The sequence below is a fragment of the Marinobacter sp. DUT-3 genome (assembly GCF_050379435.1).
Lineage (GTDB): Bacteria > Pseudomonadota > Gammaproteobacteria > Pseudomonadales > Oleiphilaceae > Marinobacter.
The window spans coordinates 570156-596729 of sequence record NZ_JBNRMG010000003.1; the positions used below are offsets into that span (position 1 = coordinate 570156).

The 26574-nt window shown below is 57.8% G+C and carries 21 protein-coding genes and 1 tRNA gene; 16 read left to right on the top strand and 6 right to left on the bottom strand.

Annotated features, from left to right (window positions below):
- The first annotated feature begins 30 nt into the window (after positions 1 to 30).
- From ACQUWM_RS07990 to ACQUWM_RS08040, 11 genes are all read left to right on the top strand, one after another.
- A tRNA-Met gene (locus ACQUWM_RS07990) sits at positions 31 to 107 on the top strand.
- A 439-nt stretch (positions 108 to 546) separates the two neighbouring features.
- Positions 547 to 1617: an AraC family transcriptional regulator gene (locus ACQUWM_RS07995; RefSeq protein WP_428921773.1), complete on the top strand. Its 1071-nt coding sequence runs from the start codon at positions 547 to 549 to the stop codon at positions 1615 to 1617.
- A gap of 8 nt (positions 1618 to 1625) precedes the next feature.
- Positions 1626 to 2438: an SDR family NAD(P)-dependent oxidoreductase gene (locus tag ACQUWM_RS08000; protein WP_407002353.1), complete on the top strand. Its 813-nt coding sequence runs from the start codon at positions 1626 to 1628 to the stop codon at positions 2436 to 2438.
- Between the two features lie 261 nt (positions 2439 to 2699).
- A complete protein-coding gene (locus tag ACQUWM_RS08005) occupies positions 2700 to 3017 on the top strand; it encodes a hypothetical protein (protein WP_407002354.1) in 318 nt (105 codons plus the stop codon).
- Between the two features lie 13 nt (positions 3018 to 3030).
- A complete protein-coding gene (locus tag ACQUWM_RS08010) occupies positions 3031 to 3426 on the top strand; it encodes an HIT family protein (RefSeq protein WP_428921774.1) in 396 nt (131 codons plus the stop codon).
- On the top strand, positions 3423 to 4730 hold the full coding sequence (locus ACQUWM_RS08015) for a DUF3883 domain-containing protein (protein ID WP_428921775.1): 1308 nt from the start codon (positions 3423 to 3425) through the stop codon (positions 4728 to 4730). The genes ACQUWM_RS08010 and ACQUWM_RS08015 overlap by 4 nt, the downstream gene beginning before the upstream one ends.
- 146 nt (positions 4731 to 4876) lie before the next feature.
- A complete protein-coding gene (locus ACQUWM_RS08020; protein WP_428921776.1) occupies positions 4877 to 5659 on the top strand; it encodes a hypothetical protein in 783 nt (260 codons plus the stop codon).
- Positions 5652 to 8594 (top strand): hypothetical protein, encoded by a 2943-nt coding sequence (locus tag ACQUWM_RS08025; RefSeq protein WP_428921777.1) that lies wholly within the window; start codon positions 5652 to 5654, stop codon positions 8592 to 8594. The genes ACQUWM_RS08020 and ACQUWM_RS08025 overlap by 8 nt, the downstream gene beginning before the upstream one ends.
- Entirely contained in the window at positions 8587 to 10014 is a 1428-nt protein-coding gene (locus ACQUWM_RS08030) for a hypothetical protein (RefSeq protein WP_407002360.1), read from the top strand. The genes ACQUWM_RS08025 and ACQUWM_RS08030 overlap by 8 nt, the downstream gene beginning before the upstream one ends.
- Entirely contained in the window at positions 10007 to 10633 is a 627-nt protein-coding gene (locus ACQUWM_RS08035; RefSeq protein WP_407002361.1) for a condensin complex protein MksE, read from the top strand. Before ACQUWM_RS08030 ends, ACQUWM_RS08035 begins: the two co-directional genes overlap by 8 nt.
- Positions 10634 to 11082: 449 nt before the next feature.
- The gene (locus ACQUWM_RS08040) at positions 11083 to 11319 is read left to right on the top strand and encodes a fibronectin type III domain-containing protein (protein WP_407002362.1); all 237 of its coding nucleotides are present in this window, start codon (positions 11083 to 11085) and stop codon (positions 11317 to 11319) included.
- An 18-nt stretch (positions 11320 to 11337) separates the two neighbouring features.
- On the opposite strand, the gene ACQUWM_RS08045 is transcribed toward ACQUWM_RS08040, so the two are convergent.
- The 4 genes from ACQUWM_RS08045 to ACQUWM_RS08060 all read right to left on the bottom strand — a co-directional run bounded on the left by ACQUWM_RS08045 (position 11338) and on the right by ACQUWM_RS08060 (position 18561).
- Positions 11338 to 13917 (bottom strand): CHASE2 domain-containing protein, encoded by a 2580-nt coding sequence (locus tag ACQUWM_RS08045; RefSeq protein WP_428921778.1) that lies wholly within the window; start codon positions 13915 to 13917, stop codon positions 11338 to 11340.
- 33 nt (positions 13918 to 13950) lie between these two features.
- Positions 13951 to 15525 carry a FecR domain-containing protein gene (locus tag ACQUWM_RS08050; protein WP_428921817.1) on the bottom strand — a complete coding sequence of 525 codons (1575 nt, stop codon included), beginning with the start codon at positions 15523 to 15525 and terminating at the stop codon, positions 13951 to 13953.
- Between the two features lie 73 nt (positions 15526 to 15598).
- The gene (locus ACQUWM_RS08055; protein WP_407002364.1) at positions 15599 to 16324 is read right to left on the bottom strand and encodes a response regulator transcription factor; all 726 of its coding nucleotides are present in this window, start codon (positions 16322 to 16324) and stop codon (positions 15599 to 15601) included.
- Positions 16325 to 16392: 68 nt separating this feature from the next.
- Positions 16393 to 18561: a DNA topoisomerase III gene (locus tag ACQUWM_RS08060; protein ID WP_428921779.1), complete on the bottom strand. Its 2169-nt coding sequence runs from the start codon at positions 18559 to 18561 to the stop codon at positions 16393 to 16395.
- Between the two features lie 115 nt (positions 18562 to 18676).
- Between ACQUWM_RS08060 and ACQUWM_RS08065 the strand changes: the two genes are divergently transcribed.
- Positions 18677 to 19021: a BolA family protein gene (locus tag ACQUWM_RS08065; RefSeq protein WP_407002366.1), complete on the top strand. Its 345-nt coding sequence runs from the start codon at positions 18677 to 18679 to the stop codon at positions 19019 to 19021.
- Positions 19018 to 19641 carry an L-threonylcarbamoyladenylate synthase gene (locus ACQUWM_RS08070; protein ID WP_428921780.1) on the top strand — a complete coding sequence of 208 codons (624 nt, stop codon included), beginning with the start codon at positions 19018 to 19020 and terminating at the stop codon, positions 19639 to 19641. Before ACQUWM_RS08065 ends, ACQUWM_RS08070 begins: the two co-directional genes overlap by 4 nt.
- A 55-nt stretch (positions 19642 to 19696) precedes the next feature.
- Here ACQUWM_RS08070 and ACQUWM_RS08075 read toward each other — a convergent pair whose 3' ends face one another.
- Positions 19697 to 20359: a hypothetical protein gene (locus ACQUWM_RS08075; protein ID WP_407002368.1), complete on the bottom strand. Its 663-nt coding sequence runs from the start codon at positions 20357 to 20359 to the stop codon at positions 19697 to 19699.
- Between the two features lie 178 nt (positions 20360 to 20537).
- Here ACQUWM_RS08075 and ACQUWM_RS08080 point away from each other — a divergent pair, with 178 nt between their 5' ends.
- The 3 genes from ACQUWM_RS08080 to ACQUWM_RS08090 all read left to right on the top strand — a co-directional run bounded on the left by ACQUWM_RS08080 (position 20538) and on the right by ACQUWM_RS08090 (position 25474).
- Positions 20538 to 21689 (top strand): metallophosphoesterase family protein, encoded by a 1152-nt coding sequence (locus ACQUWM_RS08080; RefSeq protein ID WP_428921781.1) that lies wholly within the window; start codon positions 20538 to 20540, stop codon positions 21687 to 21689.
- Positions 21686 to 24328: an AAA family ATPase gene (locus tag ACQUWM_RS08085; protein WP_428921782.1), complete on the top strand. Its 2643-nt coding sequence runs from the start codon at positions 21686 to 21688 to the stop codon at positions 24326 to 24328. The genes ACQUWM_RS08080 and ACQUWM_RS08085 overlap by 4 nt, the downstream gene beginning before the upstream one ends.
- Positions 24329 to 24463: 135 nt before the next feature.
- Positions 24464 to 25474: a hypothetical protein gene (locus tag ACQUWM_RS08090; protein ID WP_428921783.1), complete on the top strand. Its 1011-nt coding sequence runs from the start codon at positions 24464 to 24466 to the stop codon at positions 25472 to 25474.
- A 50-nt stretch (positions 25475 to 25524) separates the two neighbouring features.
- On the opposite strand, the gene ACQUWM_RS08095 is transcribed toward ACQUWM_RS08090, so the two are convergent.
- Positions 25525 to 26481, bottom strand: a complete 957-nt coding sequence (locus ACQUWM_RS08095) for a helix-turn-helix domain-containing protein (protein ID WP_428921784.1) — start codon at positions 26479 to 26481, stop codon at positions 25525 to 25527.
- Between the last annotated feature and the right edge of the window lie 93 nt (positions 26482 to 26574).

A 26574-nucleotide genomic window follows, 5' to 3' on the forward strand; every position in this document is an offset into this window, starting at 1 on the left:
CGGGGGTTCCCCGATAAACAACCAGTTTGATGCGGGGTGGAGCAGTCTGGTAGCTCGTCGGGCTCATAACCCGAAGGTCGTTGGTTCGAATCCAGCCCCCGCTACCACTATTGAAATAAGGCCAGCTTACGCTGGCCTTATTGCTTTCAAGCGGGGGCTTTTTGAGTCGGCACTCTTTTTTGCGCTTCGCGCAGAGATGCTGCCGCCGCAGGCGCTCTTTCGCGCCTGCTCCCCGCTACCACATAAAAGAAAGGCAGATCAGTACTTACTGGTCTGCCTTTTTTGCGTTTGGGGTGGCAGAAATTCTTTTCGACGCAGCACCAAAGGTGGCTTCGAGATCCGTTGCTGGGATAGGAAGGTTGTTCCTGTGGCCTTCAGCCTGGACAGATGTGATCCCGAGCATGTCCTAAAATGTTTATTGGTGGTCCCAAGATGTGATGGTCAGTTTGCCCGCGTGTCCAGTATTGTGCACGGAATGTACACAACATTGGCTTGATGGATCTGACTCTAATCCGGGTTCCAATGATTGGGAAGAGCGGTCACGGTATGCAATCAGACATCGAGGATGGTGGCGTCAACGACGACGGGGGTCTAGTGCTGGCGGGTCTCTTGAGGAATCTTCTGATCCTCGCCGAGCAGTTCGGATTATCCTACAACGCCCTGTTAAGTGAGGCCGGGCTGAGTCCTGAGACCCTGACTGACCCAAACCAGATGGTACCAATGCGGTACCTTGAACACGTACTCAATGCGGGTGTTAAGGATACCGGTGATGATCTCCTCGGCCTTCATCTGGCGGAGTTCACCCAGCCCGAAAGTTTCGGCGTGGCCGGCTATATAGTGCGGGCCTGTGGAACGCTTCGCGAAGTGATTGAGATGTGCATGCGGTATGAGCACCTGGTAAGCAGTGTCGGAAGCACCTCGTTTGAATTCAGGCCCGGACAAGTTGCCTGGACCTGGAATTTGGCCACAACCAACCCAGTGTTTCGGTCGCAAGCGGTGGATTACATGCTGGGTAGTCTCGCCACGGTGAGGGTGCACCTGCCAAACATAACCCACTGGGATTTTGATTGCGTGCTCCTCCAGCGCAGGGCACCAGAAATCGCTGACCAACTCAGGGAATATGAGCGGGTATTTCGTTGTCCCGTGCATTTTGGTCAGCCAACAAATGCGCTGGTATTTCCACTGGCGGCTCTGGACGCACCGTTGCTGCATTCCAATAGTGCAATGCGGGATGTCCTGGAGAGCCATGCCCGTTCCCTCGAAAGCAAACAAACAGAACCTGATTTTCTCGGGAATGCCCGCGCAATTCTGAAAACGATGGTGATGCGTGGGAAGCCTTCCCGATCTGCGTTGGCAGATGCCCTGGGTATGAGCAGTCGTCATCTCCTGCGCCGGTTGAGCGATGAGGGTGGCAGCTATCGAGCATTGTTGGGTGAATTACGTGAGGAGATGGCGAGGAAGCTTCTTCTGGAAAGCAATGAGAGCATCGAAGCTATTGCGCATCGTCTGCAGTACACCGAAAGCCAGTCTTTTATAAGGTGGTTCAAGGCCTGCCACGGGATGACTCCTTCCCAGTTCAGACAGCAAGCAGCCAATCAAGGCAATGAAGAGAGGTAACGAAAGGTATGGACTGGAATCAAAGGCAGGTATTGGTAACCGGCGGTGGCAGTGGCATCGGGCGTGAAATGGTCGTTTTGCTCCACGCGATGGGGGCAAGAGTTGCAACCGCGACCCTGGACCCGGATGAACTTGAGTCATTGAAGGCAGAATTGGGTAATGGCCCTGGTGAATTCATTCCCATCCAGATGGACCTTACGGCTGACGACGCCGTTGAAACGTTGATGCAGCAACTTGATGACCAGGGATTCAGCGTAGAAGTGCTGGTGAACAATGCCGGTACTGGCTTGTTGGGCAACCACACGGAACTCGACACAAAGAGCGTGCGCAAAGCCCTGACTCTCAACATTCAGGTTGTCACCGAGTTGGTGGCAGTGATTGCCAGGCGGATGATAGAGGCAGGGGTGCAGGGGCACATCCTTAATGTCGCCTCCATTGGTGGTTATGTGCCCGTCCCGAAACTGGCCGCCTACGCCGGTAGTAAACACTATGTGATCGCCTTTACTCATGCGCTGGCCGATGAACTGGCTCCTCATGGGATCTATGTAGGAATGCTGTGTCCCGGAATAACCCGCACCAAGATATACGATGCCATGGGTTTATCGTCAGAACAGCACAGCCGTGGCTCCATCAGCTCTCTTGCCGACCTGGTTGCGATGGATGCAGCACAAGTTGCCGAGTGCGGAATTCGGGCCATTGAGAAAAAGCAGCGGGTGGCGCTGCCCGGATTGAATAAACTGGTTCCCGTTTCCTCACTGTTCCCCCAACAGTTTGTCTCGCGGATTCTTCAAGGAGTTGTTGGGAACCGTTCCGCCCGTTAATTACCCTTACTTTGAAAGCCATGATGCTTCTCCGACTTTTGATGTGGGAACCGGCCTGGGTGCATTTTCGCTGCCGTGGGCCGGCTCGTTTTGAGCTGAGCGATGGCCATGTACCGAATCTGGTGGCGGGTAAGAACGAGGGTCTGTTCTGATTTAAGTTGACTCGGATTTCCTTCTTTTTGTGTTTGCCTGTTTTGCGACGTAAATTGACGGTTTGTTGCTACATTTCCTTTTACATGTTTGCTTGGCTGCCGATTACCTATGTCCAACACTGCCGTCCGTTACCTCACCATGCTCCGAATGGTGCCACGCTTCCCCAAGTCCATCACCACCACTGAACTGGCAGAACTGCTCGAAGACCACGGCTTCTCAGTCACTATGCGATCCATCCAGAGAGATCTGGAAAAGCTAAGTACAGACTTCCCGCTGCTGGTGGATGAAAACAAGAGGCCGTTCCAATGGTCCTTCGACCGAGAGGCCGCCATGGACATAATTCCAGCCCCGGATTTACCGGCAGCGCTAACCTTTGAGCTGGCCAGAGCCTACCTCAGCCCCATGCTTCCCCCTCGTAATCTGTAACTGGAAGTTCCCGATGAAACAGAACTGCCCATTTTGCGCCGCCAATGAAGCATCAGAACAAGGTTCAATGCCGTCCAATGCGTTGGCTCATATCCGCCTGGATGGCTTTCCAGTTTCCCAAGGTCATTTGTTAATTGTCCCCAACCGGCATGCCGCGGACTGGTTTGACCTTACCTCGGCTGAACAACAAGCCATTATGGAGTTGGTCGAGCAAGGCAAGCAGTGGCTTGAAGAGCGTTACCAGCCGGATGGCTACAATATTGGAATGAACTGTGGAGCTGCGGCGGGGCAGACGGTAATGCACATGCATTGTCATTTGATACCGAGATATGCCGGCGACCAGCAAGATCCTCGTGGTGGCGTGCGATGGGTCATCCCGGAGAAGGCAGATTACTGGAGTGGCCGGTGAGTTTGCTTGATTACGAGAAGCGTTTTTCAACGCTTCGAGTGAACAGTGGTGGTGCTAATAAGAGCCCTCACAAAGTGGCCATGTTGCAGGCGGTCATGGATCTCGTAGCGTCGGGCGAAGTTACGAACAACCGGTTTTATTTTGACGATGATCTCAAGCGCCATTTCAGCGATCGTTTTCAGGCATTGGCGTCTCCTTCGGATCGGAACAATCCCCATTTACCGTTTTTCCACCTGCGGAGTGAGGGGTTTTGGCACCACAAAATCAGACCCGGTCAACAAGAGCCATATCAAAAACTGACGACGGCGACATCGCAAGGGGTCATCGATGCCCACATCGATCATTCGTTTCTGGACGATGAGCTGTTTGAACTGCTGGGTAACCAGATTGCCCGCGAGCTTCTGAGGTCCGCACTGTTAACTAGCCTTGATGAAAAGTCGATTCGTGACCTTCTTCAACCGGAACGTGGTGGTTGGGACTGGTTGGAATGCGAGTTTTTAGTCAATGATTACGTGACGATGCTGGAGAAACATCTCGTCGGAGCGCCTTACAGCAAAGCGTCGCATCGCAGGGCGCTGCAGCCGCGATTGAATAACCGCTCCGAGGGATCGATCGAATACAAACACCAGAACGTCAGTGCTGCGTTATTGGAGTTGGGGCTCCCATACATCCCCGGCTATAAGCCCGCTTTCAACTATCAGCACCAGCTCAAACAGGTGGTTCTGTCTTATCTTGCTGGCCATCAGGAGGTCGTCGACGACGTAAATCTCGTTGCTGATAAGGTTGTCGATGAACCCGAAAATCAGGATTGGGCCTGGGATGCGGTGTTTGATCCAGAACCGCCAGAGCGCATTCCTCATGTCGCCGAGGGCCGGCCCAATTACTTGGCGACACGTATCGACTTCTCAGAGCGTGAGCGACGCAATCGCCAGTTGGGGGAGCGCGCCGAGGAATTCGTTCTTCGTATGGAGCGGCAGAGGCTTACCGCACAAGGTCGGCCTGACTTGGCGGCAGAGGTTGAGTGGTCGAGCAAGGACCGGGGTGATGGGTTGGGTTTCGATATCCGGTCTTTTGATGCCTCGAGGGATCAAGAGCGCTTCTTGGAGGTTAAGGCGACCAACTCTGGCAAGTATCTGCCGTTTTTCATCAGCGAGAACGAGCGGGCATTTTCCAATGACTTCTCAGACGCATTCCGCCTGTACCGGGTTTACGAATTTACCACGGCCCCGAAATTTTTCATCTTGCCTGGGGCGATTGAACAGCATGTGCAGTTGTTGCCCCAAAACTACCGAGCGCGGTTTTGATAGGACCGAAATCACTAACCAGAAGAAGCCAGAAGATGGATGCTGCGTCGGTCGGGCAAGCCCCGGTACAATAGGCGCCTGATAACGGTACACTAACCCCAAAACATGTGTCGAAAAACAATATTCAGAGTGATTCTGGTGTCCCCTTGAACAACTACCTCAAGAAAATCCTCCATGGCCAGCCCATTAACTACGAAGCCTTCCTGAAGAAACTCCCGGACCAGTTTCGCCACCGGCATCGGGAAATATTTGCGACGGAAAAGGTGCAAACAAACCGGTGGGTTGTCACCGTCCTCGATGAAACTGCTTTCGCGCAGTTGCAGAATACGGCGGAGGCCCCGGCAAGCCGGGTGGATGCCGCGAAAAAGGGCAACTCCCACCGCCATGGCACCGACGTCAGCTTTCTTCTGGCTTACCATCAGGGATTGACGTCCAGCCGGCCAGATGTGGTGGTCATCGGAAACGATTCCGTCGACATTGGTTTTCACCGCGCACGCTCTGTGCTGGTAGTGGAGAACGAGCGTAATTTCTATCAATATCGACAGATGCTGAACTTTGCCAGTGAGGCGCTGGGCAAGCGTCTGGCGTTGGCGGAGTGTGATGTGGTGTTGGGTGGTGGCAACCGGATTACCCGGGGTGCGATTCTTGACTGGTTGAGGGGCTACGAAGACGTATTCTGCGCATTCGATTATGATGCGGGTGGTCTGCAAATGTTCTCGACAATGGCGGCCTCTCTCGGTGACATAGCCACGTTCGTGCAGCCGACCAACTGGCAGCCCTGGCTAGACCGTTTCTGCAAGGTGCCGGACAGCACTGAGCGGTTTACCAGGGCGCTGTCACTGGCTGAAGCCCTTGGATTTGTGTCCCTGGCAGAGGCCTTTCGAGCCACCGGAAAATTCATGGAACAGGAGATGGTTCTGGATGAGTGAACTCCAGGCGAGCCCAAGCAATTTTACCTTCGGCATCCGCCGTCTTGTGCTGGTGGATTCCGCCGGCTTCTGTTACGTGGAAATTCCGGTAGACAACCACGGCCTGATCCTGGGGCCGGGCAATCTGGGCAAGTCCAGCCTCCTGAATTCCCTGCGTCTGTTCCTGTTACCGGAGAACAACTTCAAGAACAGCCGCAAGAAATTTGCGTTCCGCAACGCCAGCGCCGGCAGCTTTTATACCAACGAAGAAAGCTACCAGCATTACTTTCCCAGCCAGTTCAGTTTTCTGATCATGGAAGCCGAGAACCCGGCTGGTGTGCATTGCCAGATTCTGTACCGGGACAACGCCAGCCAGCTCAGTTACGGACGGGCTTTTGTACCGGTAGGCTACGACCAACTGCGGCCTTTGTTCTGGAATGGCGAGGATGAGGACGGCATTGGCCAGGCAGTGCCGGAGCTGTCGTTCAGCCGCCTGTCAGAGGCTCTGAAAAAGCTCTCCAAAGAAACCCGGCTGGTGAGCGACCCGGCCAAACTCAAATCCATGCTTTACAGCAGCGAGCTGATGAACGCGGATGCGGTGCGCTATTCCGTGTTGCCCCTGGGGGAGTCCGACGAGCGCCGGGTGCAGTCTCTGCGCACGCTGATTCTGCTGTTGTTCGAAATGAAGGCGGACGATCAGGCCATGGCCAACGCGGTCGCCAGTATCATTGAAGCGGACAAGAAGTTTGCGGACGATGCTTTCGATTTTAACATCGACGACTTCCTCAATAGGCATGAGCAGTTAAAGCAGCAACAAATCCAGCTGACTCGAATCGAAAAAGAGCGCCCCCGGTTTGAAAAGCTATACCGGGATTATCAGGCGTACCAGACTCTGCTTCGTAGCCAGCACGATTTTGCCGCTTTCCGGGATGGCGTGACGAATGCTTTGCAGGACATTGGTGCCAGGCGCAAAGCCGCGGTGGATGCGTTCAATGAACAGAACGACACGCTGCGCCATGTACTGCAGACCCTGAAAAAACTGGAGCAGGACGCCAGCGGCCTGAAAGGCGAGATCCGTTCCGCAGAGCGGCGCATCAAGCAGGCGGAGCAAAATCAGAAAGATGGAAAACTGCTGGTGTCCCAGTACGGTGAGATGACCCTGCAGGAAATCGAGGACATCCAGAAAGAGGAGCTGGAAGGCAAGAAAGAGCATCTGGCTGCCCTGAAGAGTGCCGCTCAGGCGGAGATCCGGCTGGAGCGGATCCAGAAGAAGAAGCAGGACCTTGAACGCAAACTCGAATCCCTGAAGGATCGGGAAAGCAAGCAGCAATGGCAACTGCAAAACCAGCTTGATGAAGCCACCGCCGCGCCGCTGCGGTCGGTGGACCCCCGTTTGATCATGGCCAGCCCGGGCCAGGACCTGGACGCCGACAGCAAGGCGGCCATTGAAGCGTTTGCCCGGCTGTTTGTGCCCAATGATTCCGGCTACGATTGGTTTGACACCGAATACCCGGCCCAGCCGCCCCGGCAGACCAACTTCGCCGAGCAGCGCCAGCACTTTGAAGGCGAACTTCACGGCCTGGAAAAGGAACGGTCCGAGCTGGCGGACACCGCGAACCAGGAACATGACCGGCCCCGACTGATCGAGCGCACGGAAAAGGAAATCCGCGCCATCGAGAAAGACCTGGACACCCTGAGCCGTTACCCGGCGGCAGCCACCACTCTGCGGGATGCCACCGAGGAAAAACAGGCGGCGGAAGAGCAACTGGCCAAACTGGAAGAGCAGGCCCGGCTGGAGCAGGAGAAGCAGGATGCCGTGCAGCAGAAAGCCGCCAGGGCCAAAACCGAGAAAGAGCGTATCGAAGAGCGGGAGCGGGAACTGGCGGGCCTTAGCCGTAGCGTGGGCACCGTGGAACATCGCTTCCCGCACCTGAAAGTGGTGGAGGCCGAGCAGCCACTGGCCATTGAACAGGTCTCCGCCGCCGCCTTTGACGACCTGCAAACCCAGCTGGACGATCTGGAAGATCGCCGTCGCAGTATCCTCGACCACCTGCGTCAGTTCGTCTACCTGGGCATCCATGAAGATGCCGAGGGCGAGTTGCAGAAAGACAGTCCGGCGTCATCGGTTATTCGTGAGACTTTCAAAAGTCTGTCGGACCTGTTTGCGGGCATGGTTGAGCGCTGGAATGTGCTGGAGCAGCAGGTTGGGATCCATAACGAGACAGTCGCCAGCTACCGACAGGCCCTGAAATCCAACCACGAGCACATTGCCCGTTTTGAAGCACAGCTCAACCGAGAGCTGGATGGCGTGCGCATCAACGATCTGGTGGAAATCCGCGTGGATATCCATACCGATCCGAAATTTCGCAATCTGGTGGAAGAAGCCAACAACATCGACCCTTATGGCAACCAGCTACAGTCGGACGCGTTCTATGATCGTTTGCGGGTGTTTGTGGCGGACTTTTTCGGGGAGCAGGGCGGTAGCAAGCACCTGACCATGGACAAGGTGATCACCGGTATTTCCTACCGTACCCGCAAGGAAAACGCCGCTAACCTGGATAAGAAGGGCCAGTCCACCTCCACCACAGCGCTTATTAATCTGGAACTGGTATATCGGCTGCTAAAACGCGTGTTGTATCCGGGCGTGCACCTGTCGTTCCCCATGGTGCTGGACGAGCTGGCAAGCGTGGACATCAGCCAGATGCCATCGCTGCTGGATCGGTTGCGCAGGCAGGGCTTCAATCTGTTCTCCGCCGCCACCCACAGTGCCAGCGCGGAGGTGATCTATCTGATCGGCCGGCACCTGGAGGTGGGGCAGATGCGCACGGCACGCCCCTACAGCCCGCAGCGCACCCTGGTGTTCTGGGGTGGCGCCGAGGGTTTTACCAATGGTGAAGCCGTGAGCCATTGGGGCGATCAGACCCAGAATAGTCTGCTGGAGCCGGTGGATGAGTAAACGCTTCAGCACCCTGGACACCACCCGGCTTCTGTTCGAGCACCCGAAGATCCTGTTCAGGATGATCGAACGGATGGACCGGAACGAGAGCCGATATATCCGGGAAAGCGACCTGGTGGCCGAGGTGATGGACTACACCAGCGCCCTTGGCAAAGCGGACCGGGACAGGGTGCGTCTGGCGTTGAACACCGACAATCTGTTCCGCAGCGGTCTGGTGATCGACATCATCAAGGCCGAGGGCGAGCGGCGACTGGTGTTCCAGGATGCCCTGATCAACCTGATGCGGGCCTGTAATGCGTCGCTGTACCAGGAACTGACCGATGCCCGCCTGCGGGGCCATCTGGTTACCTTGCGGGATGTGCGCAATCGTCTGGAAACCAGCAGCTTCAGCGACGCCGACCCGGATTACACCGAACTGCGGGACGACCTGAACGAGCGGGTCAGCCAGCTCATCGGCCTGTTGCGCCAGAATGTCCTGCGTATGCAGACCATCAGCGCCCAGCTTGCAGACCTGTCCGGCGATGCCAGCCGGGCGCCGGAGAAATACCTGGAATTCCGCCAGAATCTGTTTGAGCAGATCGTTACGCTTTACGAGCGCCACATCAAACCGACCCTGGTGTTCCTGAACCCCGACACGCGATTGCCCGATGGCAGCAACCTGTTTGAGACCCTGGAAGCCATGGTCCGGCTGTTGGAAAACCACGGCGACCACAGCCTGGCGGACCAGTTGTTCCGCTCCTCCATCAGCCTGAATGCCCTGTACAAACCCATTCAGGCGGTGGCCCAGGAAGTGGAGCACTTTCTGCGCAAGACTCGCCAGGGCATGGTCCAGTACAATGCCATGGAGCATTTCTACGGCAAGCTGCAGGAACTCAAGGGCGAAACGGAGACCCTCAGCCTGCGCCGAAAGTGGCTGGAAGGCGGGGATTTTGCCCGCAGTACCGGCTTCCTGGTGGGCCTGCGGGCCCAGCAGAGCCCGAAACACTACGCCTTCGGTAATTCGTCCAGCTACTACCAGTTGCTGTTCAGCGAACTGGAACTGCGACTGAGCGATCTTCGCCGTAAGGCCGAGGTGCCGGTTCTGCAGGAAGTGGATGGCAGCGGCCGCCACACACGCATTGATGTTCAGCGTATCAACCAGCTGTATCAATGGCTGGAAACCCTGGAGCTGCGGCCCACCACCGATCTGGTGCGGGAGCTGCACGGCCGCCTGGACGGCTTTATCCCCGGCTACCGCTTTCCGGATTTGCTGGCGGCTCTGAACCGGCTGGTAAACTCGCCACCGAACGGCCTGCAGGTGGTCACCACCAACCGTTTCCGAACCCTGGATCAATCATCTGGCAGCGAACAGTTTGTCTACCGCAGGCGTCGTCTGGAAACAGATGAGCCCGTAAACCAAGAAGAGCAACACCATGCCTGAATTCTCTGACGCCATGGAAACCACCGAATCTTTAGACACTACACAAGCTTCGAGCACGTTCGACCAGATCCTGCCTGCTCAAAGCACCGCTATCTACCGCGAATTCCAGGCTGGCCGGGTGATTGTGCGTGATGTCTGGGACAGCAACCGCTCCGAGCTGCGGGCCAATCCGCTATACAATCTGCTGTACAACCATCTTGCCCACTTCCGCACCTTTTATGAGCATCTCGGCAGCGAGCTGGTGTTCAATGAAACCGGTGCGTTCTTCTTTCTCAAGGAAAGCAGCGACGACGAGAGTGAGGAGCACGACGAAAACGCCTTCCGGGTGCAGGTGATACTGCTGCTGATCGGGCGCTATTTCGCACGCAGCGGTCGGGATCTGGAATACCTCGGTCGCCCCGATGCCGGATTGAACGAGCAAGACCTCACCGCATTGGCGGGCGATGAGGAGTATCAGGAAATTCTGAGGGCCGCGCGCTTTGAAAAAGGCTTTCCCGAAGCGTTGGATTATCTCGATAAACGCAATCTGCTGTTTCGTTCCGGTGCGGGTCGCTGCTTTCTGAGTTCCGCCGGTCTTTATTTTCTGCAGGAGCTGGTTCGGGAGTATGAGCAGGTGTAACTTTCCTGTCGTTGTTTTGATTACTCCCTGTCACCTTTTCTAATACTTTTTTCCACCACCCGCCCATCAGATTTTCGCTGATCAGGCAAAAAATTGCCCGAAATATCAGTGCCTTTCCTCAAGTCATTACCAAATTCTGTCGAAAAATTGACAATTTCGTAATTAGGGAGTTGACACCCTTCGCATTGATACTTGCACGCGTTTTATACAATTTCACTTATTCGACAAAATATTGGTGTGAATAGCTTATGAAGCGCGTCATTAAAATGTCAAAGGCATGGATTGCCGCGTTATGTATTGGAGTTATCCTGACAGGTTGTGGGGGCAGCTCTTCCGGTGGGGGTGGTGATTCGGTGAAAAACGACTCCCAGGGTTCAGATGGTAGTACCGCCGCTAATGTGGTCGGTGAATATGGGGACAGAACCGCTGATTTGAGCTGGAATGCCCCGATGACCCGTGTTAATAACGACTCTCTTGCCATGGGTGAGCTGAGCGGTTACATCATCCGCTATGGGCAGGACCCCGCCAACCTGACCGAAACGGTACGTATCGACAGTGCCGACACCATGGAGTACACGGTCACCAACCTGGACAATGGCACCTGGTATTTCAGTATTCAGGTAGAGGATGTTGAAGGGCTTGTCAGCGCGCCCTCCCAGCCCGTCAGCAAGAAGATCCAGGGCTGATTCCGGCGTTTTGAAGTCTCAGGAATGTTCAAGGGGATTGGCTACCGGCAATTTGAGTGTGAACGCCGAGCCTTCCCCGACTTCCGAGAATACCGCGATTTCCCCCCGATGCTTTTCCACCACCACATTGACGAAAGACAGCCCAAGCCCGGTGCCGTGATTTCCGGACAGTTCGCTGCTTTTTTGCCGGCGATAGCGGTCAAACAGGTGTGGCAGCTCTTCCGGGGCGATACCGCTGCCCTCATCGCTCACTGTCAGGCACGCCTGGTGACCGGCAAGGAAAACCTGAATGTTGACTGTAGAGCCTCTGGGGCTGTACTGAACCGCATTGGTCAGCAGGTTGATCACGGCCCGCTCCAGGAGCTCGGCATTGCCCCTCAGCCAGAGATCTTCGGTTCCCTGTAATATTAACTGGATGCCTTTTTCCGCAGCCTGCTCGCTGACGCTGTCCCGGGCGTTCTCGACAATAGCCAGGAATTCGCATTCGTAGAAGCGGGTTTCGGTGAGCTGCTCGGCCCGCGCCAGTTGCACAAACTCTTCCGCCAGGTGATAGCTGCGGCGTGCCAACCGGCCCAATTGCTCAAGCTGCGCCGGTTCAATGTGCCCCGGGTTGCGTTTCAGTTGTTCGATGAGCGCCAGTTGTGAAACCAGGGGTGATCTGACGTCGTGGGAGATGAAGTCGATGGCCTCGCGGTGTTGTCGTTGCTGTTCCCGTAACTCGGAAATGTCTGAAATGTTGGCGATGATGCCATTCTGCTGGCTTTCGGGCAGCGCAAAAGGGGCAAAATGGATCAGGAAATCCTTGTTCCTGATGTGCAGGTCGACCGTGCGACTCTGGTTCATTGTGAGGGTTTCCGAGACGGTTTCGTGCCAGGGTGGGGTTTCCCGCGGATCATGTCCTTCCAGCAGCCGGGCGAGGGGAAGCCCGCTCAGGCTTGGCATGGGCTCCTGGAACCACTCCTCAATATGGCCGTTGGCGAATCGGATCACGCCGAGCTCGTCGGTCACAATGATGCCGTCGGGCATCCGCTCGAAGCTGCGGCGGATAAACTGCTGGATGTTGTTCATGCGGTCCGTTGCAAGCCTGACCCGCTCGATTCGCGCCGATATGTTTTCCCTCGGTTTCTCCGGCTTCAGGCCCTTGCCTTCCGAGTCCAGGGTGAGTCTGCGCAGATAGCGCTGTATGGCTTCCCGGCTGAGGTCGTTGGGCAGCAACAGGCCGAGGGTGTAGTCCCTGCCACTGCGCCGGAGGCTGATCCAGCTCTGGTTGTCGGTGTGAATCCAGCGTCCCTGTTCCAGAGGGGGGATGTCGCTTTCCGTCAGCTGCCGGGCGGAGTGGACCTCTTTGCCCTCTGACAGCCACCAGCCTTGCGGTTGCAGCAGCGCCTGAAAATGCTCCAGTAACTGGGTGGGGTGTCGCCGTGAGGGTTCTGGCAGGGCCACCTGCGGGCCCCGGGCCAGATCGTCCAGTTGCCGGTTGAGGAAGCGGTTGGTCATCGCCAGTCGCAGGGCGCTGGAGACGGGGAAGGCAAATAAGGGCATCAGAACCGCGTGGGAAATGGGCAGCCACAGCCTTGCTCCGAGAAGCAGCCCCATATGCCCGATGATGAGTGCGGCTATGACGGCAATGCACAGGCATAATGTTCTTGTCGGGCGCATTCTGGGCAGGAGCAGTGCCAGCATCGCAATAGTGCTGACTGCGATGGCCAGGGACAGAGTGGTCGGCAGGGGCTTGATCAGCTCCCCGTTGACCAGCGCCGAGTAACTGTTGGCATGGAACTCCACCCCGGGCATGGGGCGATTGAGACCAGAGAACGGGGTTGGCAGGATGTCGCCAAAGCCGGGAGCCGTGGCGCCGACAAACACGGTTTTGCCTTCAAACAGTCCGGGAGCCGGCGGCGCGGACAGCACCTGTACGTAGGAATAGGTTGGCAGCGTGCCAGCGCCGCCGGCCATGGGGATAGCGCGGTAATGTTGGCGCACGTTCATGAAGGCGGGATGGCTATCATCCCCAGTGGTTTTGTAGGCGCCTTCCTGGTGTTCCGAAGCGGCCAGCGCCAGGCTGGGCCAAAGATGATCGCCAAGACCGTTGAGCAGGTACAGCCCCCTTGCCAGGCCGTCTTTGTCCAGTTCCACGTGGGCGTGGCCAAGGGCGGAGGCGGCAGCCGCCAGATCACTGGTAGGCAACTGTTCACTGATCAGGTAATTGCGTGAGGGCGGCGACAGATAAAGCGGCAGCACCACCTTGCCATGCTGCTCCATGGCGGCGGCCAGTTCCGGGTCCTCGCCAGAGGGTTCCGGGAACAGGATGTCGAACACAATGGTCTCGGCTCCGGCCTTGTCGAGCTTTTCGATGAGCCGGGCATGGGTATCCCGGGACCAGGGCCAGCGGCCCAGCCGGTCGAGGCTGATTTCATCAATGGCAATGACAACTACGTCATCGTCCAGCGGTGCGGGATGGGTGGTGATCTGGGCGTCGTAGAGCCAGTAGTCGAGGCGCTGTGGTAGTGCGGTTGCCTGCAGGAGTAGCAGTATGGCAAACAATAGCAGGCCCAGGGTCAGGGGCGTTGTTTTTATTGGCAGCCAATCCCGTGTCATGAGCCCTGCTGTCAGATGTAAGAGTGCGATGGATTATTCCAAATACAATTCCCTCCCCGGTCCCCAGCGGCTTGCCAGCGGGCCGTCAGAAAGAGCTTTAAGACGCACAAAATACCGCCTTCCGGGAATCAGGCGCAAGGCTGCCGTGGTTTCCGACAACGTTGCTTCCTTGATGATATTGGAAAAACCGGGCTCTTCCGAGAGCTGAAGGCGGTAATCGGACGCGGTATCGACCTTCTCCCAGAATACGCGAACCTGGCTGTCAACGTAGTTTACGCTGATAATCCGCACCGGAGGTAACGTTCCGTTGACGGTAAACTCCCGGGGCTCACTGGTGGCCACCGAATTGCCGCCAGCCTCACTGACCACGCGCCAGTAATAGGTGCCGGGCGTCAGCGGTCTGGAGGGAAGCGCCTGGCTGTCCGGCGCCCATTCGCTGGTCGCCACCAGATTGCGGAAGGCGTTGTCTTCGGCAATCTCGATACGGGCGACCTCATTGGTGCCTTTCAGCTCCCAGCGGAACTCCGGCATATCGTCGTTAACGGTAGCGCCTGCCTCCGGTGACAGCAGCTCGGCCGCACTGGCTTTCAGGTCGATTTCCACTTCCAGAACGCCAGGCATGCCAGGAGTGCCGCGATTGTTCAGCGCGGCCAGGTGAACTTCGTAGGTGCCGTTGTCCAGCAGGTTGAGGTTGTACTGATTGCCATCAATCCTGCGGCTTTCGACCCAGCGTCCGGTTTCCGCTTCAAAAATATCGAGTCGGTGAGCGGGCGCACCACTGGGTTGCCAGCTTAGTTCCGTTGGCAATTGGTTGATCTGGGACGGCAGCGGATTCAGCGTGGGCGCTGGTGGCAGCCGGTGAATGCTGAGGCTGCCGTTGGCCGCGGTGGAAACACTTGCACTGTAGCCGGCCGGAATGTTCCGGGTCTTGCCCGGGGGACCGAAGTTCACTTCCCCTTCAGTGACCTGAAGGCTGGTGGTGCCGGGGCCTGACTGCATGGAAAATACGGTACCGCGCACCGCCGCCACGGCCGATGGGGTTTCGATTTCAAACCGTGCGCCGCCCTCAATCACGGGCTTGACCTGAGTGTGCACCTCTCCGTGATCAAGTCGTAGCCGGGTATCCACCATCCCGGACTTTCCGTACTGGGTCAGACGGTTAAAGATCAGCCGGGACTCTGGTGAGATCCGTACCTGGGAGCCGTCGGCCAGTTCAACGGTGGCGCTGCCGGAGCCGGACAGGATTTCATCGCCCACCCGCACCAGCGTGTCAGCGGTCAGGGAATGCTTCCTGCCGGTATTGCCGGAGATATGCTGTACCTGGCCGGATACCGAGGTAACCCGGGCGGGGTCCGGCTGACGCTGTAGCCAGGCCAGCGGAATGCGCAGGGTATCCCCTTCGCCAAGAGCCGCCGCATTGCTGATGTTGTTGTACTGCAGCAGGCGCTGGGCCCGGACTGTTTTCGACAGCAGGGCCTTCGCAACTTCGCTGAAGCTTTCCCCAGGGCGCAGGGTGTATTGCCACTCAGGCGTGGTGGCGGTTTGCTGGCTAGGGCCCGCAAGTGTATGAGAGCCACGGGTTATGGACAGCTCGGCCTGCAGGGGCATGGCCAGTGCCATGATCGCCAGTGCTGGAAGAATCTTGTGCAGAACCCAAAAGCGGGCAACGCGGTGTGTCATATCAGGCCTGGTCCGTTGTCGGGATCGGGTCGTCGGTTGCGCTTGCGGTCATGGCTTCAAGCCTGTAGCCGCGCTGGTAAATGGTTTTGATCCGGAAACCGTTCTCCGGATTCAGGCCCAGCCGCCGGCGCAGCCGGCTCATGTGGGTATCCACGGTGCGGGTGTTGATGTCCCGGGTCAGGCCCCAGACACGTTCCAGCAGCATTTCCCGGGTCAGCAGCCGTCCCTGGTTCTGGAACAGGAACAGGGTCAGGTCAAAGTCCTTGTCGGTGAGGGTCAGTAGTTCACCATGCAGGAGGATGGAACGCTGCTGGGTATTGATCTCGAACGGGCCGTACCGAAGCACTTCTTTTTCATTGTCCGGATGGGTACGGCGGGCCAGGGCGTTGATGCGGGCTACCAGCTCTGCTTCACGGGCTGGCTTGGAGAGGTAGTCATCCGCGCCGGCATCCAGTGCACGAACAATGTCCGCCTCGCTGTCTCTCTGGGTCAGGAACACCACGGGTATAGGCCAGTTTAACTGGGCACGTACATTTTCAAGCACGTCAATGCCGGTCATGTCAGGGATCTGCCAATCGAGAATGAGCAGATCGTAGCTACGATGCAGTACCGCGCTCAGAAAAGACTGGCCGGAGGGGAAGCTGTCACAGTGATGCCCGCGCTCTGAGAGAATGGACTGAATGTGCTGTGCCTGTTCATGTTCATCTTCAAGCAGAGCGATGCGCATCAAGCGTCTCCTGAGACTGTTTGATTTTCGGGCCATTATCACAGAACATCGGCTGGCCTTCAGTGTCGTTATGTAGTATTGCGTAAACGAATAGCCGGTGTTCCATTGTCGTCATCAACTGTTTGTCGGCAGGCGGGAAAATTACTGCAGCCCCAAAACCAGCCTTTTTTACCCTTGCGCCGAACCAGCGGTGAAAAGCAGTGGGGGCAGGGTACGGGTTTCTGGCTGGTGCCGTCGGTAGGCGCCTCGTCTTCCAGCGGGCGCGTTCCGTTGCAATCCGGGAAACGGGTGCAGGCCCAGAACCGGCCGAACTTGCCGTCCCGTTCACGCATGGGCGTGCGGCATTTAGGGCAGTGGGGAGAGGCTGGCTGATCTGTCCCTGGTTCTCCCGGTGTGCCCATGGGGGCGTTGACGAAGCCCCGAATCTGCTCTTTCAGACCCTCCAGGAATTTTCTCGGATCGCCTTCTCCGCGCCGAATCGTTTCCAGCGCAGCTTCCCAGACCGCAGTCATATCCGGTTTGCTGACGGTTTCCGGTAGCGAGCCAATCAGCGCTTTGCCCTTGCCCGTGGCTTTGATGTGGCGACTGTCGCGGTACAGGTAGTCGCGCTTGAACAGGGTGTCGATGATCGCCGCGCGGGTCGCCTCCGTGCCGAGGCCGTCGGTTTCACGCAGGGTCTTGCGCAACTCTGCATCGGTGACAAAGCGGGCGATATTGGTCATCGCGGACAGCAGCGTGGCGTCCGTGAAGTGCTGGGGCGGCTGGGTTTTCCGTTCCCGGATGCTGGTTTGATCGCACAGTATCGGCTCGTCTTTCTCCAGCCGTGGCAGCGGTGCTTTCTGCGGCTCCTTCCGACCTTCCCGGAGACGGATCTCCAGGGCTTTCCAGCCGGGGGTCAGCACCGCGGTTTCCGTGGCGCGGAAACGATGTTCGCCAATGGTAACGGTCAAACGGCCTTCCCGGTGGACAGCGTCGGCGCTGAACTGCATCAGGTAGTAGCGACTGATCAGACCGTAGATTTTTTCTTCCGCCGCGGTCAGTTTGCCGTTGGAGGCTGATCGGCTGGTCGGAATGATGGCGTGGTGGGCGTCGACCTGCTTGTCATTCCAGGCGGCGGTGCGCCGGGAAAGGTCTGCCTGTTCACAGGCCGGGGTCAGTTCGGGTGACACCTTGCCGATCGCGCGTACTACGCTTTCCCGCTGCCCGTAATGCCCTTCTGGCAGGTAGCGGCAATCGGACCGGGGGTAGGTAATCAGCTGGTGTCGCTCGTACAGGTTCTGGGCGGTATCCAGTACGTCCTTGGCGCCCATGCGGAACAACCGGCCGGCTTCAATCTGCAGGGCGGAGAGTGACAGCGGGAGCGGGGGCGCCTCGTTGCGGTCGCGGAAGCGAGATTCGGTAACGCGACCGGGGCGGCCTTCCACAGCCGCGGCAATTTGTTCGGCCGTGGCCTTGTCCAGCAACCTGTCTTCTTCATCCAGGTGTTCACGAAACGCCTCATCCGCCAGCCAGCGGGCAGTGAACGATGCCGGATCGCTGTCCGGTTCCAGCCCGTGGCACGTTGCTTCAATCCGGTAGTAGGGCTTGGGCTCAAAACTCTCAATGGTGTTGTCGCGTTCCACCACCAGCCCGAGTACCGGCGTTTGTACCCGGCCCACCGAATAGACACCCTGCTGGCCCTGCTGTTGGTAGCTGAGGGTGTAATAGCGGGTCAGGTTGATACCGTACAGCCAGTCGGCCCGTTGCCTGGCCAGGGCCGAGTGCGACAGCCGGCGATAGTCGCGATTGTCTTTTGGTGTCTGGATGGCTTTGGCAACGGCTGCGGGTGTCAGGTCGTTGATCAGTATCCGCTGGACCGGGCAGGTAGCGCCGAAATAGCGGATCACTTCGTCGACCAGCAACTGGCCTTCGCGGTCGGGGTCGCCGGCGTGGACGATGGTGTCTGCCTGGCGAATCAGGGATTCCAGCACGTTGAGCTGCTGGCGAACGCTGTCTTTCGGGGTAACTTCCCAGCGCTCCGGCACCAGGGGCAGGTCTTCCTGCCGCCACTTCTTCCAGCGTGGGTCGTACTGTGCCGGCTCCGCCGGTTCCAGCAGGTGACCGATGCACCAGCTGACGGTGACCGCATTGTCGCCCTGGCCACAGCGAATCCAGCCCGGACCTTTCTGGTGCGGAGCGGGCAGGGAGGCTGCAATGGCGCGGCCCAGACTGGGTTTTTCGGCGATGTACAGATGCATGGTTTCGGGTGCGTTCGGATTGGGAGGGGAAGATGGCCTTTTGGCATGGGTGTGTCAAGGTTCTTGCCCTGTGTAGTATGCTGCAGTTATGGAAAGTTAAGGAGTTACAACGGTTATGAAGATTCAGAACGCGATCGAGGAAAAACTGTCACGGGCTTTTGCGGTAAACCACCTGCAGGTGGAAAACGAAAGCCACAAGCACAGTGTGCCGCCGAACTCCGAAACCCACTTCAAGGTTACCCTGGTGTCTGCGGATTTTGATGGGCAGATGAAGGTAAAAAGGCACCAGGCAATCTACAAGGTATTGGCGGATGAACTGGCGGGTGAGGTTCATGCGCTGGCCTTGCATCTATACTCTCCCCAGGAGTGGGTGGATTCCGGTCAATCGGCGCCGGAGTCACCAAATTGTATGGGCGGTTCCAAAAAGGATCCGGCCATGAAGTCAGGAGCGAGTCAATGAGCCAGTTTTTCCAGATTCACCCGGAAACGCCGCAGAAGCGGCTGGTCAAGCAGGCGGTGGATATCCTTCGCAATGGCGGGGTAATCGTCTACCCCACGGATTCGGCCTATGCCATTGGCTGTCATCTCGGAGACAAGCAGGCGGCGGACCGGATCAAGCGGATTCGCAAGCTGGATGACAAGCACAATTTCACCCTGATGTGCCGGGATCTGTCGGACATCGGTGTGTATGCCAAGGTGGGCAATACCCAGTATCGGTTGCTCAAGACCTTCACGCCGGGCCCCTACACCTTCATTCTGGATGCCACCAGCGAAGTGCCGCGCAGATTGTTGCACCCAAAGCGTCGCACCATCGGGTTGAGGGTGCCGGATAATCCCATTGTGCAGGCGTTGCTGGGAGAGCTGGGTGAGCCGATCATGAGCAGCACCCTGATCCTGCCGGGCGAAACCGACCCCATGACGGACCCCTACGAGATCCGCGAAACCCTCGAGCATGAGCTGGATCTGATTATCGACGGCGGGTTCTGTGGCTTTGAGGCGACAACGGTGGTGAACATGACCGATGACGTGCCTGAAGTTACCCGGACCGGGAAAGGGGATCCGGCGCCATTCCAGATTTGATTTGCTCAAAGAAAGTAAGGCCGGAATACCGGCCTTACTTGTATCCGGAGCCGCGTCAGGCGCGGGTATTGAAACTGAAAGCGTAATGTTTGCGGTGGCCGGCGGCCTCCACCTGCTCCGCGCCGACGGATTTACGTAGGGTGTCGTAACGGTGTACCAGGTCCTGCAGGCCGTTGAACTGCTGGTTATCGCTGACCATCGTATCCAGCAGGGAGTTGTTGACCCCGTAAGCCTTGTTAAGCTTGAGCGCGTTGTCCACGAAGTGCAGGGTGGGTTCGTTCACGCTCAGGCGGTTGAAGGCTTCACGAAACCCCTTGTTGTGGTTTAAGTCCTGCTCAATCTGACCGCGTTTTGCCTCCGGCAGTTTTCCGTCAACCTGAACGTTTCCGCTGTCGTCCCTTGTGACGTTAATGGCCGTTGCCGGATGCATTCCGTATTCGGCAAGTTTGTGCCGCAGGGTTTCCCGCACAAAGGCAAGGTCCTGCCCCACAGTTTGCTTGTAATCGGTGACCGACAGCTTCCTCGATTTCAGCGCTGCCAGGTCCGGGTTTTCCGGAGCGGAGCGGGTAAACCGGTCATCGGTGGGCGATGCCGGCTGCTCTGCAGCTGCCGCGCCAGCGGCCTTGCCCGGGTGCTGGTCACCGGTTGCCGCAGGGCGCTTTTCCATGGCGGTCTGGAATTGGGTGCTGGCTTTGATCAGTGATGTAAGCAGCGACACGGCTGTCTTCCTCCCATCGTCACGGCTGGCCTGTGACAGAATTCGAACGTATGGATCGGGTTTCTGCACAAATCGGGCCAATCGAGTCATCTTGTGCTAGCTACCGAACGGTTCACTAAGCCGCCGATTGAACGTAGAGTTAGCAGCCAGATTCGTTGATCCGCTGAAAAGGAATGTCATGCCCCGTTTTCTTCACACCGCAGACTGGCAGATGGGCCGCTACTACAGCCGATTTGATAACGACGACGCGGTCGCGCTGGCGGAAGCCCGGTTTACCGCCATTGAACGGCTGGCCCGGCTGGCCAGCGATGAGCAATGCGATGCGGTTCTGGTAGCGGGGGATGTGTTTGATGCCCAGACCGTGGCGGATCGGACCATTCGCCGGGTGTTCAATGCCATGTCTGGTTTTACCGGCCCCTGGGTGATGCTGCCCGGTAACCACGATGCCGCCCTGGCGGAAAGTGTATGGACCCGTGCCCGCCGCCTCAACGCAGTGCCGGATAATGTCCATCTGGCCCTGGAGCCCGGCGTTGTTGAGCTGAAGGAGCAGGGGCTGGCCGTTCTGGCCGCCCCCCTGACCCAGCGCCATACCCACAGTGACCTCACCGAGAACTTTGATCATCTGGAAACGCCCCCGGAACTGCTGCGCGTCGGGCTGGCCCATGGCAGCGTTCAGGGCCTGCTGGCGGACGATATCGATTCGGCCAACCCGATCGCCGTCGACCGGACCGCGCAGGCAAACCTGGATTATTTTGCCCTGGGTGACTGGCACGGCGTGAAACAGATCAATGCCCGCACCTGGTACAGCGGTACTCCGGAACCGGAGCGTTTCCGTAACAATGAGGCTGGCGTGGCGCTCGTCGTGGATATCACCGGCCCGGGAGCGGAACCGGAAGTCACCCGCCATCGCATTGGTCAGTTTGAGTGGGTGCAGTGGCGGGAACATCTCAGTGTGGCCACGGATCTGGATGAACTGCTGCAGAGGCTGGAAGACCTGCCGGCACCGGCGGTGGTCGATATACGGCTGTCCGGCGAAGTGGACCTGGCCGGCGAGCAGAAACTTCTCCACGCCCTTTCCGTCGCTGAAGCCCGGCATCGAAGCGTGCAGTGCGATCGCAGCCAACTGGCCCTCCAGCCCACGGATGAAGATATTGCCGAACTCAATGCCGATGGCTATCTGGGCGAGGTGATTGGTGACCTGAGAGAGCAACAGGAAAGTGCCGATGACGATAAGGCCGCCGCATCGCGGGACGCGCTGGCGATTCTGACCAGCCTGCTGCGGGACCGCATCGAACCGGTGTCCGAAAGCGCCGGGGAGGGCCAGCCATGAAACTGCAGCGTCTTCGCATTGAACAGTTGCGACAGTTCCGGCAACCCCTGGAACTGGGTGAACTTGGGCCGGGCCTTAATCTTATTCATGGCCCCAATGAGTCCGGCAAGAGTACCCTGGTGCGGGCCATTCGTGCCGCCTTCTTTGAACGCCACCGGTCCAGCAGTGTGGATGATCTCAGACCCTGGGGTGATTCATCGGCAGCGCCGTCCGTGGAGCTGGACTTTGAATGCCAGGCCGTTCAGTGGCAGCTCAGGAAGCGGTTCCTGCAGCAGAAACGCTGCGACCTCCAGGTAGCCGGCGAGAGTTACTCCGGAGAAGAGGCGGAGGACAAGCTGGCGGACCTGTTGGGCTTTCAATTCGCCTCCCGTGGCACCAGCCAGGATAAGCATTGGGGAATCCCGGGTCTGTTATGGGTCGAGCAGGGCAGCGGCCAGAATGTTCACGAAGCCGTTGCCTATGCCGGTGATCACCTGAAATCAGCCCTCAACAGTCTGCTGGGCGAAGTGGCCAGCAGCGGCGGGGACGATGTCATCCAGCAGGTGCAGGCCCAGCGCGCTGAATTGCTGACAGCCACCGGTAAGCCCCGGGGTGATTATGCCCGCCTGGGCGAGGAACAAAGCGAACTGGCCGCCGAACTGGAAGCCCTCGACGAGCGGGTGGCGCACTATCAATCCATGGTTGACCGGCTGGGAGAGCTGCGCCAGCGTTATCAGCGCAATGAGCAGGAGCGTCCCTGGGAAGCCGCCCGCCAGAACTATCAGAAGGCGGAGAACCGTTTCCGGGAAATCGAACAGTGGCAACAGGAGCAGAAGCGGGAACAGCAGGCGCTGGATGACTGCCGGCAGAATCTCCAGCTGTTGCGCCAGCAACACCAGCAATCGCAAATGGCCGCCCGCAAGCTGACGGAACGGGAGCAGACGCTGGCACACTGCAAAGAGACCGTGAATACCCTGAAGACCAGGGAAGAACCGGTGACGGTTGCTCAGAAGCAGGCCAGGCAGGCTTACGACAAGGCGCGTGAACAGGTGCGGGTGGCGAAGGAGCAGGAACAGCGCAACCGTCTGGACAACGATATCAAACAGTTGCAGCAGCAACTGGAAGCGCTTGGTCAAAACCTGGAGAAGGCCCGCGCCCATCAGGCCGAGCTTCAGGAAACCCGCAACCAGCAACAAGCCAACCCTCTTGATCTGGAAGCGCTGGAAACCCTCAGAAAAACCCAGCGCCAACTGGAGCAGGAGCGGGTTCGATCACAGGCCATCGCCACCCGCCTGCATTACGCCCTGGAAGAAGGCCAGTCGGTAACACTGAACGGGGAATCCGTTCGGGGAGAGGGCGATGCACTGCTGCTGGAAGCCACGACCCTGGCATTACCCGGTATCGGCGAGCTGACGATTACGCCCGGCGGTGACGACCTCGCCAGGGTTCAGCGCCAGTTGGAGCGGCTACAGGAAAGTTACGACAGCCAACTGAAATCCATGAAAGTGGACTCCCCCGAACAGGCGGGAACACTGGCTGAGCGGCAGGCGCAACGCAAGGAAACCATCCAGCGCCTGGAGGCTTTGCTGGCATCCATTGCGCCCCAGGGTGTGGACGTATTGGAGGGGCAGCAACAGGAACTCGCCAGACGGCTGGAACAACTGCAGTCGGAGCAGAAAACGCTGTCGGATATTCCGGGGGAACCGGTGTCCCTGACCAGTGCGGAAGCGGCACTGGAACTGGCGGAACAGCAATTGCGGGAGGCGGATGGCAACCTTCAGGAACACAGTAAGCAACTGTTCGCCGCCACCCAGGCGCTGGAGAATGCACAAGCCGAATGGCAACAACTGAAAGATGAACTGGACAACCCGGAACGCCAGGCGGCCGAGCAATCCCTCCAGACGCAGATTGCCGAAACCGGGGAGCGGGAAACGCGCCTGCAACAGTCCGTCAGCAAACGGCAGGAGCAGATTGACGAAGCGCGCCCGGAGTTGTTGCAACAGGACATGGCTCGCTTCAAAGCCAGCGCCGAACAATTGGAACGCAGCCACCAGCAGGAAGCCCTGGAGCTGACCAGCCTTGAAAGCAAACTGGAAAGCCAGGGCGCCGAAGGGCTGGAGGAGCAAAGAGAGGAACTGGCGGCGCGGCTGGAGCATGTGGTTCGCCGCTACTCTGAGTTGCATCGGCGCGCGGAAGCCCTGAAATTGCTGCTCGCGCTCCTGCAGGAAAAGCGCCAGGCGCTGACCCGCCGCCTCCAGGCGCCGCTGCAAAAACATCTGAACCACTATCTGGGCGTGCTGTTCCCCAAGGCCAACCTGGACGTGGACGATAACCTGATGCCCGGCCAGTTAACCCGCACCGGCCAACAGGGCCAGGAAACCGGGGATGTCCTTGAACTGAGCTTCGGCGCCCGGGAACAGATGGGGCTGATCAGCCGCCTGGCCTACGCGGATCTGCTGCGAGAAGCCGGCCGACCAACCCTGATCATCCTCGACGACACCCTGGTGCACAGCGATCGCCAGCGCCTGGACCAGATGAAGCGCATCCTGTTTGACGCCGCCAGCCGGCATCAGGTGCTGCTGTTTACCTGCCACCCGGAAAACTGGCAGGACCTCGGCGTGGCGCCCAGGGATCTTGAAGCGTTGAAAACCGCCGATTAAACAATCGTCAAATCTTGCAAAATACTGCCGGAAATTTGTTGCATAGACTACTCTCACTTACAGGTGTATCGATTATGTAACCGGGGGTCGCTTCGGCCCACTGGTTTATGAGTGAGTTCAGGAAGACGCGAAAGGATGTCAGGTGAACCGAGATTGTTCATCTGTTCGCGCCGGCCGGTACAAAAGGGAGTACTTGCTGTGGTCAAAACAACAACTGCCGGAATTCTGGCAATCGTATGCGCATGGGGTTTAACCGCTTGCGGTGGTGGCGGAGGCGGGAGTAGCAGTAGCGGCGACCGCACCGAAACCCAACGCCCTTCCGACGCTGATATTTCTGTCGATCCCGATGGTTATGCAGAACGGCAAGTGACCATCAGCGGAGAGGCAGACACTAATGCAATTCTCGTACTGTACGACGACGCTGAAAACGCTTACCGCCTGATTGAAGAGGTGGATACAGCGGTAACCTCATCGCCACCCAGTATCTCGGACAATGAACTGACCTACGACTGTGAAAATGGCGGACAGGTTGTCATCACGGTAAACAGCGACGATGTGAGTGACGACGAGCGCTGGCGTTTTAACAACTGCGATCTGAACACACCGACGTTTGACCGTATCGTCCTGAACGGTGATTACGCCTATGTCAACGAAGTCATGAGCAACGGCAATGCCGGTTTTCAGGTGTTTAATATAACCGGGACCGTGGTTGCGGATGGGGACGCCATTGTCGCCAAGGGACTGGATGAGTGGGAGATCGTTGACAATGGCGACGAGCGGACTGAAACCTATCAGACTGACGCGCTGGAGTTCATCATCGGAGACAATTACTTTGCCATCGCTAATGCGCTGACGGAGTTGCAGGTCGATAGCTCAGGTGTGGTTGTCTCGCTCGCGTCCAAGCTCATCGGGTCGGCGATTGATGGCTACATTGATATCTCTACAGAAAAGTCCGTTGTTGTGGCTTCCGGTGAAAGTTGCCCGGGAAATGGCATTATCAAACTGGGTGGAGACGGCGGAACATTTGCCGAGATCCGCTACGGCGACGATATGACAGGCACTGGTGGGCCAGATGATGTGGCCGTGGTCGAGATCAATAGTAGTGAACAGGTATTCTATAACACTTGTGATGAGCTGATTTTCTAACAAGTAACCTGGCAGCGGGTGGAGAAGGTACCTACCGCCCGCTGCCTCTTCTAAGCAACCTCCCCCGAACACCGCCCCAACGTCTCAGACGGACACTCCCCAAACAACTGCTTGTAGTCAGCAGAAAACTGGCTGTGATGGTAGAAACCATTGAACGCCGCAATATCTGATACGGACTGAGCGCCTTCCTCCCGCAACATGCGCCGGACCCGGTTCAGCCTGCTGATCCTCAGAAACTGGAGCGGGCTTATGCCGAGTATGCTTTCAAAGCTGTATTGAAGCGTGCGCCGGCTGACGCATCCCACTTCACAGAGCTTTGTCATGGTGACGGGCAAATCGTCGACGGTATTCACATAGGCCTTTATTTTTTCCACCACCGCTTTCCGGTGGGCGTAGCTTGGCGCCACCGTGCGGTTGGGCTTCTCCACAGCGAGCAATTCCAGCACCGCCATGATCAGCAGATCGTGGTGGATTTGTCCGTCCAGCCGGCTGGAATCGGTGCGGACAATCCTCCGCAACAAATACTGAATATTCCGAAGGGTCTGGGCTGGCAGCTTCAGTCTTGGATAGCTTGAGGTATCCAGCACCTTGAGTTCGATGCCCTGGGATTCCGATTGCTGCTCCAGCTCCCGTTGGTGGACCACCAGGCTGAGCATGTCGAAGCTGTCAGGCGTTACCAGCTCAAAATGCCGGCTTCCCGGGCGGCACAGGATGTCTGTGTGATCGGCCTGCTGGCCGTTGATGCGAACGTCCTCGTTCCTGCTCGGAATGCCGAACCAGATGGATTCCGGCCACACCATGCATTGCTGTCTCACGGCATGGCTGGTGTGTTCGATGAAGAGCTGGATGCCATCCAGGTGCAGCTCGTCGATCCGGCCATAGAACCGGCCACTTCCCACCTGATCGTATTGCTGATGCCAGTTGGTCAGGTTGCCGGCGTGCTCATTGGCATCATCCGCGACCGAAGTGCACCTCTTTGGTGCCTTTTTTTCTTGTTGTTGGTTCATGGGAACTCCGAAAGAGTCGTTTTGTTCCAGCTTGGACCCGCTTTCCGGATTCTGCCAACAGGACTTAGCGCCTAATTCCATACGACTTCCGTG

Excerpts from the sequence above, each read along its gene's own strand:
- ACQUWM_RS08050 (WP_428921817.1), bottom strand. The coding sequence starts at position 15,525 with ATGCCCCTGCAGGCCGAGCTGTCCATAACCCGTGGCTCTCATACACTT.
- ACQUWM_RS08095 (WP_428921784.1), bottom strand. The coding sequence starts at position 26,481 with ATGAACCAACAACAAGAAAAAAAGGCACCAAAGAGGTGCACTTCGGTC.
- ACQUWM_RS08030 (WP_407002360.1), top strand. The coding sequence starts at position 8,587 with ATGAGTAAACGCTTCAGCACCCTGGACACCACCCGGCTTCTGTTCGAG.
- ACQUWM_RS08025 (WP_428921777.1), top strand. The coding sequence starts at position 5,652 with ATGAGTGAACTCCAGGCGAGCCCAAGCAATTTTACCTTCGGCATCCGC.
- ACQUWM_RS08085 (WP_428921782.1), top strand. The coding sequence starts at position 21,686 with ATGAAACTGCAGCGTCTTCGCATTGAACAGTTGCGACAGTTCCGGCAA.
- ACQUWM_RS08005 (WP_407002354.1), top strand. The coding sequence starts at position 2,700 with ATGTCCAACACTGCCGTCCGTTACCTCACCATGCTCCGAATGGTGCCA.
- ACQUWM_RS08035 (WP_407002361.1), top strand. The coding sequence starts at position 10,007 with ATGCCTGAATTCTCTGACGCCATGGAAACCACCGAATCTTTAGACACT.
- ACQUWM_RS08065 (WP_407002366.1), top strand. The coding sequence starts at position 18,677 with ATGAAGATTCAGAACGCGATCGAGGAAAAACTGTCACGGGCTTTTGCG.
- ACQUWM_RS08000 (WP_407002353.1), top strand. The coding sequence starts at position 1,626 with ATGGACTGGAATCAAAGGCAGGTATTGGTAACCGGCGGTGGCAGTGGC.
- ACQUWM_RS08010 (WP_428921774.1), top strand. The coding sequence starts at position 3,031 with ATGAAACAGAACTGCCCATTTTGCGCCGCCAATGAAGCATCAGAACAA.
- ACQUWM_RS08070 (WP_428921780.1), top strand. The coding sequence starts at position 19,018 with ATGAGCCAGTTTTTCCAGATTCACCCGGAAACGCCGCAGAAGCGGCTG.
- ACQUWM_RS08090 (WP_428921783.1), top strand. The coding sequence starts at position 24,464 with ATGTCAGGTGAACCGAGATTGTTCATCTGTTCGCGCCGGCCGGTACAA.
- ACQUWM_RS08055 (WP_407002364.1), bottom strand. The coding sequence starts at position 16,324 with ATGCGCATCGCTCTGCTTGAAGATGAACATGAACAGGCACAGCACATT.
- ACQUWM_RS08040 (WP_407002362.1), top strand. The coding sequence starts at position 11,083 with ATGACCCGTGTTAATAACGACTCTCTTGCCATGGGTGAGCTGAGCGGT.
- ACQUWM_RS08060 (WP_428921779.1), bottom strand. The coding sequence starts at position 18,561 with ATGCATCTGTACATCGCCGAAAAACCCAGTCTGGGCCGCGCCATTGCA.
- ACQUWM_RS07995 (WP_428921773.1), top strand. The coding sequence starts at position 547 with ATGCAATCAGACATCGAGGATGGTGGCGTCAACGACGACGGGGGTCTA.
- ACQUWM_RS08045 (WP_428921778.1), bottom strand. The coding sequence starts at position 13,917 with ATGACACGGGATTGGCTGCCAATAAAAACAACGCCCCTGACCCTGGGC.
- ACQUWM_RS08080 (WP_428921781.1), top strand. The coding sequence starts at position 20,538 with ATGCCCCGTTTTCTTCACACCGCAGACTGGCAGATGGGCCGCTACTAC.